Source organism: Paenibacillus sp. FJAT-27812 (assembly GCF_001273905.1).
In the GTDB taxonomy this organism is placed as follows: Bacteria; Bacillota; Bacilli; order Paenibacillales; family Paenibacillaceae; genus Pristimantibacillus.
In genome coordinates this window covers 4,688,047-4,696,492 of record NZ_LIGH01000001.1, presented here as the reverse complement: position 1 = coordinate 4,696,492, position 8,446 = coordinate 4,688,047, and the positions used below count along the sequence as shown (strand labels likewise).

Annotated in this window: 9 protein-coding genes; all 9 read right to left on the bottom strand. The window is 52.9% G+C overall.

Going from position 1 to position 8,446, the window contains the following annotated elements; genetic code table 11:
* Window positions 1-56: 56 nt before the first annotated feature.
* Window positions 57-452 carry a helix-turn-helix domain-containing protein gene (locus tag ADU23_RS33255; protein WP_063846060.1) on the bottom strand — a complete coding sequence of 132 codons (396 nt, stop codon included), beginning with the start codon at window positions 450-452 and terminating at the stop codon, window positions 57-59.
* A gap of 139 nt (window positions 453-591) precedes the next feature.
* Entirely contained in the window at window positions 592-1,119 is a 528-nt protein-coding gene (locus ADU23_RS19460; protein WP_053375252.1) for an HAD family hydrolase, read from the bottom strand.
* A 23-nt stretch (window positions 1,120-1,142) separates the two neighbouring features.
* Window positions 1,143-2,153: a LacI family DNA-binding transcriptional regulator gene (locus ADU23_RS19455; protein WP_053377724.1), complete on the bottom strand. Its 1,011-nt coding sequence runs from the start codon at window positions 2,151-2,153 to the stop codon at window positions 1,143-1,145.
* A gap of 108 nt (window positions 2,154-2,261) precedes the next feature.
* The gene (gene iolB, locus ADU23_RS19450) at window positions 2,262-3,077 is read right to left on the bottom strand and encodes a 5-deoxy-glucuronate isomerase (RefSeq protein WP_053375251.1); all 816 of its coding nucleotides are present in this window, start codon (window positions 3,075-3,077) and stop codon (window positions 2,262-2,264) included.
* A gap of 4 nt (window positions 3,078-3,081) precedes the next feature.
* On the bottom strand, window positions 3,082-4,113 hold the full coding sequence (gene iolG / locus ADU23_RS19445) for an inositol 2-dehydrogenase (RefSeq protein ID WP_053375250.1): 1,032 nt from the start codon (window positions 4,111-4,113) through the stop codon (window positions 3,082-3,084).
* The gene (gene fba, locus ADU23_RS19440) at window positions 4,110-4,988 is read right to left on the bottom strand and encodes a class II fructose-1,6-bisphosphate aldolase (RefSeq protein ID WP_053375249.1); all 879 of its coding nucleotides are present in this window, start codon (window positions 4,986-4,988) and stop codon (window positions 4,110-4,112) included. Before fba ends, iolG begins: the two co-directional genes overlap by 4 nt.
* A 30-nt stretch (window positions 4,989-5,018) precedes the next feature.
* Window positions 5,019-6,464, bottom strand: coding sequence for a CoA-acylating methylmalonate-semialdehyde dehydrogenase (locus ADU23_RS19435; RefSeq protein ID WP_053375248.1), 1,446 nt, complete (start codon window positions 6,462-6,464; stop codon window positions 5,019-5,021).
* A gap of 53 nt (window positions 6,465-6,517) precedes the next feature.
* Complete coding sequence (gene iolC, locus ADU23_RS19430) at window positions 6,518-7,528, bottom strand: 5-dehydro-2-deoxygluconokinase (protein WP_053375247.1); 1,011 nt, start codon at window positions 7,526-7,528, stop codon at window positions 6,518-6,520.
* A gap of 1 nt (window position 7,529) precedes the next feature.
* Window positions 7,530-8,441 (bottom strand): myo-inosose-2 dehydratase, encoded by a 912-nt coding sequence (gene iolE, locus ADU23_RS19425; protein ID WP_053375246.1) that lies wholly within the window; start codon window positions 8,439-8,441, stop codon window positions 7,530-7,532.
* Window positions 8,442-8,446 lie beyond the last annotated feature (5 nt).

Below are 8,446 nucleotides of genomic sequence, written 5' to 3'. Positions count from 1 at the left end.
AAAGGTATCATGAATGACCTGTTTATCCTGCTTATTCTTATCTGTCTTCAAGCGCTTCACGTATGCGTAGAATCCGCTTCGGGAGACTCCGATTTCTTTACAGAGTTCTTTGAMGCTAAATCGTTCACGAAKTTCGTAGACGAGTCTATACTTCTCTGGTACACCTCCTTCTTCGTAATTTCCAACCACTTTTTTAGGACAGCATTCTCCATCTCCAATCGCTTTAAATAACGTTCCTGATCCTTGTACTGTTCTCGTCTGCCTCGGTGTTCCATAAGCCCATATTCGCCTTGTTCCTTATACTTCCTCATCCACACCTTTAATCGCCCAATATCTGCGATCCCAAGCTCATCCGCTACCCTCTGCTTGGTCATTCCCCCATGTCGTAGCTCAATAGCCTTCTTCTTTAATTCAAAACTATACGTCTCAAATTTCTGTCCTTTTCTCGCCATAACGAAAAGCACCCCCTATAATATCCATCGGTTTAAACACCAGGGTGTTTTTACAATGTCTACTATAAGGGGTGCACTTCACAGCCTGAAGGGTTTTCTTCATTTTATAAGGATAAGTCCGATTGTTTTATTGCGCGTATTAGGAAAGCTCGGCGTTCAGCCGATCGATCAATTCCACAAGCTCAAGCGGTTCGCCCACCGTATAGGTCGGACGCTCCGAATCGTCTGCAGGCGTGTGCGGGTAGCGCGGCGTCCAGCTTTGAAAAATGCTCGTGATGCCGAGCGCGTTGGCGCCCTTCATATCGCGGCTCAAATTGTTGCCGATCATAACGATGCGCGGGAAATCAGCCTCGGACAGGTCCAAAGCGCCTACGGCCGCTTTGAACATACGGGGATTCGGTTTGCTTGCTTTCACGGTTTCGGAGTAGGTCATGGTCGTAAAATAATCGTAAAGCCCGTGCTGCTTGAATACGTTTTTGAACGATTGCGCGTCGCCGTCAGCGACCAGCGCAAGCGTATAGCCTTTGTCGAACAATGTTTTGACCATGACATCTGCACCCGGAATGAGCTCTGCGTGCACGACGATTCCCTCATCGTCCCTTACTTCCGTTGATTCATCGATGATCGTGTCGCCGCTGTCCAAAAATACGATTAATCTTTTCTCCATTAGTCAAACAACCTTCCCCCATATTAATTTGCCGGAGAGCCTGTCGATTCCCTGACGATCAGCTCCGGCTGCATGACGATCCTTTGCTTGATTTCATCCGTGTTCTCCACGCTGCGGATCAGCAAGTCGAATGCCAGCTTGACCATCTGGTCCATCGGCTGGGCGATCGTCGTAAGCGCCGGATTCGTCACGGTAGACAGAATCGTATCGTCAAAGCCGATAATCGACAGCTGCTCCGGTACCCGAACTCCTGCTTCCTTGGCGGCTTGCAATGCACCGATCGCAAGCAAATCGTTGCAGCAAAATATCGCCGACGGACGGTTTTCCCCGCGGATTAGTGCCGCTGCCGCCAGTTTGCCATCCTTTATGCTGGAATTGCATGAAATAATGCTGGCATCGTCTAAGGCAATTCCCGCCTCGAACAACGCAAATCTAAAGCCTCGTACCCGCTCGAAGCTGCTGGTTACTTTGAAGTTTTCAGACAACACCGCCATGCTGCGGTGGCCGCAGCCAAGCAAATGCTCTGCGGCAATCGATCCGCCCTTAAAGTCGTCCGTTAGCACGCTGTGAACCGGCATTGCGACGGCTTCCCTTGCAATCATGACGATCGGCAGCGATTTTTCCGCCAGCTGCTTCAAAATATCAGCATTTTCCACGCCGGTCCCGATCAAAATGCCGTCTACGCTTTTTTGCTCCAGCAGCCGAATATATTTCTCTACCCGGTCATCCTTGTTGTCCGTACTGCAGACGATGACGCTATACCCTTCGGAATGCGCCAAATCCTCCACAGAACGGGCAATCTCGGAGAAAAAGGGGTTGGATACATCGGGAATTAGCAATCCGATTGTGTACGTTTTTTTGCCCATCAAAGCCGATGCGATCACGCTCGGCTGGTACTGGAGCCGCTCCATTACCTTGAAAATTTCATCGCGCTTTTTGCTGCTTACTTTTCCTTTGCCGTTTATCGCATTGGAGACGGTCGCGATGGAGACGCCCGCCTCCTTGGCAACATCATATATCGTGGTCGCTTTCATGCCCAACCTCATTATCGTCGGATGTTAAGGACAGGCAATAAGCCTCCTTACCCGGATATTATCCGATTTATCCGCTCGATTTGCAAACATTTGCAATCATAACGGAGATTACGGCTGCTGCCTCGTTGCGATCCATGCATGGTCCGGATCGTTATGGAACTTCCAAATGCGGTTCGGACCCGCCATAACGTTGAGATAGTACACCTGGTAGCCCGGAGGCGCCGAAACGGGATGATACCCTTGCGGGACAAGTACCGCTTCGCCGTCTTTGACCGCCAAAGTCTCGTCCAGCGAGCGGTCATCCGTATAGACGCGTTGAATGGCGAAGCCTTGCTCAGGCTTCACATGGTAATAGTAGGTTTCCTCCAGCAGCGACTCCTCGGGAAGCATATCGCGGTCATGCTTGTGGGGAGGATAGCTGGACCAATGTCCTTCCGGCGTAAATACTTCCACGACAAGCAAGCTGTCGGCAGCCTCCTGCTCGGGCAAAATATTATGAATGAACCGCTGCGTCGTACCCGTTCCCCGGACTTCGACGCCAACGTCACTCGGCGCGATGAGGCGCGCAGGATGGTTGCCTTTGCCGGGCGCTTCGCATACGGCCAGCTCCACTTTCGTAAGCGCCTCAAGCTCATAACGGTCGTCGTTCGGAACGTAGACGGAAAAAGGCGGCGTCTGCTCGAAAACGCTCATTCTTTGGCCGATATTCGTCCAAGATGACTTCGCTGTCGTTACGTTGGCAAGTCCACCGAGCAGCACCAGGCATACTTCGTTGTCCCCGGTTTCGCGGCTTAACTTTTCCCCCGGATTCAATTGATAAACTTCGAAACCGACATAGCTCCAGCCCGCCGATTCCGGAGTAATCGACAGCACGGGAGTATGCCCCGAAGCTTGACGCTCCGGGCTCACAATCAGTTTGCTCATTCGATCACGCCTCCTCTATTAATTCCTTAAGCTCCGAGAGCTTGACGCTGCGGTTGTCGCGCAGCGACAGCTTCGCGGCCAATGCGATCCGCTCAGCCTGGCAGGCATCCGCTCCGCTGACCGAAACGTCGCCGCCTTGAAGCAATACATTGATAAACTGCTCCGTCTCTTCGATATAAGCCGTATTGTAGCGCTCCAAGAAGAAATGAAGCGGCTTCTCGCTGATAACGCCTTCTTCCGTGCTGAGCACCGCTGTGTTAGGATGATCGTTCGTTGCCGCCGCGGAGCCTTTCGAACCGAATACTTCGGCGCGTTGGTCATAGCCGTATACCGCTTTGCGGCTGCAGTCAATTACGCCAAGAGCGCCGTTTGCAAAGCGCATCGTTACGACCGCCGTATCGACGTCGCCGTGTTTGCCGAATACCGGATCAATAAGCACGCTGCCTTGCGCGTATACTTCTTCTACCTCGCTGCCCGAGAGGAAACGGGCCATGTCAAAATCATGGATCATCATATCCATGAAGATGCCGCCCGATACTTTAATGTAGTCTTCCGGCGGTGGCGCAGGATCGCGGGACGTAATCTTGATCAGATGTGTCTCGCCGATCGATCCAGCCAGCACATGCTCGCGGATTCGCTTGAAATTATGATCGAAGCGGCGGTTGAAGCCCACTTGAAGCTGAACGCCAGCCTTGCGAACCTCCTCGATCGCTTCCTCCGTCTGACGAATGTCCATGCTAACCGGCTTCTCGCAAAAAATATGCTTGCCCTGCTGCGCCGCACGTTTAATGAGCGGAACATGCGTATCCGTGGAAGAGCAGATGAATACCGCATCTATGTCCGGGTTCGTTAGCAGCTCGTCGCTGTCCTTCGTCACGATGGAAATGCCTCTATCTAAAGCCCACTCTGTCAGTTCTGGACCGGCAAACAGATCGCTGATCGCAACGATTTCCGCTTGCGGATGTCTTCTTAAATTGTCGGCATGGATTTTGCCAATTCTGCCTGCTCCGATGATGCCGATTTTGATTTTTTTCATACTCGTCCGCCTTTCTCTTGTCCCGAGCTGCCGAATAGCCGCATTTTGTCGCGGACGGCAGCCTTGATCGCTTCGCGCGCCGGATTCAAATAATGTCTTGGATCATAGGTTTCCGGATGATTTTGCAAATAATCCCGGATCGTCTGCGTAAAGACGGTTTGGTTATCGGTATTGACGTTGATCTTTGCCGTTCCCGAGGCGATAGCCTCCCGGATTTCCGCCTCGGGGATGCCGCTTCCTCCGTGAAGGACGAGCGGCACTCCCGTAAGCGAATGAATTTCCTTCATCCGCGCAAGCCCAAGCTTAGGCTGGCCGCGGTAAGGGCCGTGAACGGAACCAAGCGCAGGAGCCAGGCAATCGATGCCCGTCTCCTTCACCATCCGCAGACAATCCGCCGATTCTGCATAGGAAGCCTCGGCTTCCAGCACTTCCAGATCGTCTTCGCGTCCGCCAATTCGCCCGAGCTCCGCTTCGACAGAAGCGCCCAGCACATGGGCGGCATCCGTTACCCTTTGCGTCGTCTCGATGTTCGTCTCCAGCGAATGATGCGAAGCGTCCATCATGACGGACGTAAAGCCCGCTTTAAGCGCCCGGATACATACCTCGTATGAGGAACCATGGTCCAAGTGCAATGCGACCGGAACCGTAATTCCGTAATGGTCGATCAAATTGTTCACCATGCCATAGATATATGGCAGACCTCCCATGTAGGGAATGTAAGCCTCGCTCACGCCGAGGATAACCGGAGAAGACTCCTCCTCGGCAGCGGTCAGAATCGCCTGCGTGAATTCAAGGTTGTTCAAATTGAATTGCCCGACGGCATAGCCGCCCGCATTCGCCGTGCGAAGCATATCAGTCATCGATACTAAAGTCATTTCGGATCAGCCTCCAAGCTTATGCCGCGATTACCAGCGAGCAGTCACCATTTTTTTGCGAGTGTAGAACTCTACGCCATCCGTGCCGTTGGCATGAAGGTCGCCGTAGAACGATTTTTTCCAGCCCGAGAACGGGAAAAATGCCATTGGAGCCGGTACGCCCAGGTTAACGCCGAGCATGCCCGCATCAATCGTCTCGCGAAACTGCCTTACGCTGCTGCCGTTGCTTGTGAATAGGCAAGCGCCGTTAGCGAAATCCGAACGGTTAGCGATTGCAATCGCCTCATCCAGCGTTTCCGCTCTCATAACGGACAGGACAGGAGCGAAGATTTCATCTTTCCAAATTTTCATCTCGCTGCTCACTTGGTCAATAATCGTCGGGCCTACGAAATAGCCCGCGGATTGAACAGCTGCGTCTTTGCGGCCGTCACGAACGAGCAAGCCGCCTTCGGACTCGCCGGATTCGATATAGCCGATCGTTCTTTCTTTATGCGGCTTGCGAATAACGGGACCGAGGAACGTTCCTTCATCAAGCCCGTTGCCGATTGTAATGTTATCCGCCGCATCGGACAATCTGCGAACCAGCTCGTCGCCGACTTCGCCGACTGCAATAACGACGGCGCATGCCATGCAGCGCTCGCCCGCCGAGCCAAATGCCGCGCTGACGATTTCTTTAACCGTGAGGTTAAGATCCGCGTCCGGCATAACGATGGAATGGTTTTTGGCGCCGGCAAGCGCTTGAACCCGTTTGCCGTAAGAAGTGCCCGTTTTGTATACATATTCGGCTACCGGCTGCGACCCTACGAAGGAAATAGCCTGCACGTTCGGATGTTTCAAAATGCCGTTAACGACATCATGCGCGCCGTGAACGACGTTGAGCACGCCCGCAGGCAATCCCGCTTCGTGGAATAGCTCGGCAAGCCGGTTAGCCAGCAGCGGCGTACGCTCCGATGGCTTCAGGACGAAGGTGTTGCCGCATGCAATCGCAAGCGGGAACATCCAGCAAGGAACCATCATCGGGAAGTTGAACGGCGAGATGCCTCCAACGACGCCGATCGGATAGCGATACATGCCTGATTCCAAATTCGACGCAATATCAGGCAGCTGCTTGCCCATCATGAGCGTTGGAGCGCCAGAAGCGAATTCGACGCATTCGATGCCGCGAAGCACTTCACCGTACGCTTCGGCATAGCTTTTGCCATTCTCTGTCGTAATGAGGCGCGCAAGCTCTTCCCAGTGGTCAACGAGAAGCTGCTGGTATTTAAACAATACGCGGGCGCGTTTTGGAACCGGCGTCTTGCTCCAGGTTTCGAATGCTTTTTTGGCCGTTTGAACGGCTGCGTCTACATCCGCTTCGGAAGAGAGCGGAACTTGCGCCAAAATTTCCTCGGTTGCAGGATTATATACATTGTCATACTTTTCGGCAGAGGCCTCGACCCATTGTCCGCCAATCCAGTTTTTAATCGTAGTTGTCATGTTATTCCCTCGTTTCTTCAAGTTGTAAGCTTGCAAGGCGATAAACCCGGAACCTAACTTGCGGTAATTTCCCCGCGATTGCAGCGTTCGATGTAATCCTTGACCTGCTCAACCGTTGGCATCGCATCCGAGCAGCTATGGCTGGAGATGACGATGCATGCTGCCGCGCTTCCGAACTCCATGCTCTTCTCCAGCGTCAATCCCGACATGATGCCGTAAATGAAACCAGCCGCGTAGGAATCGCCTGCCCCGAACGTTTTGACGACTTTGGCCGGGTACGACTTCGCCCGATGCTCCAAACCATCCGTCGTATAGGCAATCGAGCCTTCTTTGCCATGCTTGATGATGACGATTTTCGCGAAATGGTTGAACCACTTGGAAGCGGTGAACCGGTCGCTGTGCTCCACGTTTTGCTCGAACCGCTCCATGCTGTCGAACTCTTCGCGCGTGCCAATGATTATGTCGCTTTTTTCTGCCGCTAGGTTGTAATATACGGCTGTTTCTTCGGGAGATACCCATGTATAAGGACGGAAATCGATATCAAAAATGACGGTAGTGCCATGCTTGCGGGCATAATCCAATGCCAGAAGCACGGCCTCGCGTGAAGGACTTGCCGCAAGCGCCGTTCCAGAGACGAGAAGCGCTTTGCTGTCTGCAATAAGCGACTCGCTCACTTCCAGCGGATTAAGCAGCAAATCGGCAACGTTATCCCGGTACATGAGGATACTGCATTCCGAAGGGCTTTTAATCTCGGTAAAAGCAAGGCCCGTAACAGCTCCCGTCTTGTCTGTCACGACATGGCTTGTATCGATCCCCTCATTGTCGAGGTAGCTGCGAATAAATCTGCCCATCTGGTCGTCCGCGATTTTGCCGATGAACGCCGTTTTGTTGCCGAGCCGGCTCATTCCGATCGCGATATTTGCCGGTGATCCGCCTACATATTTCGTAAACGTCATCGTCTGCTCCATTGGGCGGTTGATCTCGTTCGCATTGAGATCGATGCAAAGACGGCCAATTGCCGTAAAATCAAACTTCCTATCGGAAGGAAAAGAAATGGTAGACAATCTATACACTCTCCTTCTCACTTATTAAGGAGCCAAGATACTCGATAGCTTTTGCCGCATACTCGCGTGCCGGATGCTCGCCCGGATCCTGCTCGCCCTCAAGAAGTGCCCAGCCATCATACTTCCGATCCATTAGCTCACTTAAAATCGGACGGAAATCAATATTCCCGTCTCCCGGAACGGTGAAGACGCCATTGCGGATGCATGTGACAAAATCGACGCCAGACGCTTTCGCTTCCTCAAGCCGGTTCACGCGCACATCCTTCAGATGGACATAAGCAACCCGGTCATAATGCTTGCGAAGCAGCGCCGCGGGATCCGCCCCGCCATACAACGCATGGCCTGAATCAAACAGCAGGAACACCGCTTTAGGATCGGTCAATGCCATCAGCTTGTCGATTTCCTCCGGGCTTTCGACCGCCGTTCCGCCATGATGGTGATACGTCAGCTTTAGTCCATATTCCAGCGCGATTTGACCGGCGGCATTCAAGCCTTCAGCCAGGCTCGCCCAGCCTGCTTCGTCCAGAGGAATTACTTCGGTCTCGTTCGGCGTGCGGCGAGGGTCAAAATGCAGCGACCCGCCAACCTCGCAGGTGCTGATGACCTTGGTTCCCATCTGCTGCAAAAACTCAGCATGCTTGCGGTAAGCTTCCAGCTCCGATTCCCGGTAGGCGGGATCGGAGAACAGCACCGATTTCCATTGGGAGACAAGCTGGATATTCCGCTTTGAAAGCTCCTGCTTAAGCAGCTCGATATCGGTCGGAAACTTTCTCCCCATCTCCGTACCTCGCAAGCCGAGCGCTTGAATGTCGTCCATAATTTGTTCGTAAGTCGTGTGCTCGCCATGCTCCTTTACGTCTTCGCCGACCCAATTGATCGGATGAACGCCTAATTGAAAAGGAAACAATGCCATATATA

Bases quoted from the DNA above. Each gene is read 5' to 3' on its own strand.
- ADU23_RS19435 (WP_053375248.1), bottom strand. From the start codon at position 6,464: ATGACAACTACGATTAAAAACTGGATTGGCGGACAATGGGTCGAGGCC.
- ADU23_RS19460 (WP_053375252.1), bottom strand. From the start codon at position 1,119: ATGGAGAAAAGATTAATCGTATTTTTGGACAGCGGCGACACGATCATC.
- iolG (WP_053375250.1), bottom strand. From the start codon at position 4,113: ATGAAAAAAATCAAAATCGGCATCATCGGAGCAGGCAGAATTGGCAAA.
- iolE (WP_053375246.1), bottom strand. From the start codon at position 8,441: ATGGCATTGTTTCCTTTTCAATTAGGCGTTCATCCGATCAATTGGGTC.
- iolB (WP_053375251.1), bottom strand. From the start codon at position 3,077: ATGAGCAAACTGATTGTGAGCCCGGAGCGTCAAGCTTCGGGGCATACT.
- ADU23_RS19455 (WP_053377724.1), bottom strand. From the start codon at position 2,153: ATGAAAGCGACCACGATATATGATGTTGCCAAGGAGGCGGGCGTCTCC.
- fba (WP_053375249.1), bottom strand. From the start codon at position 4,988: ATGACTTTAGTATCGATGACTGATATGCTTCGCACGGCGAATGCGGGC.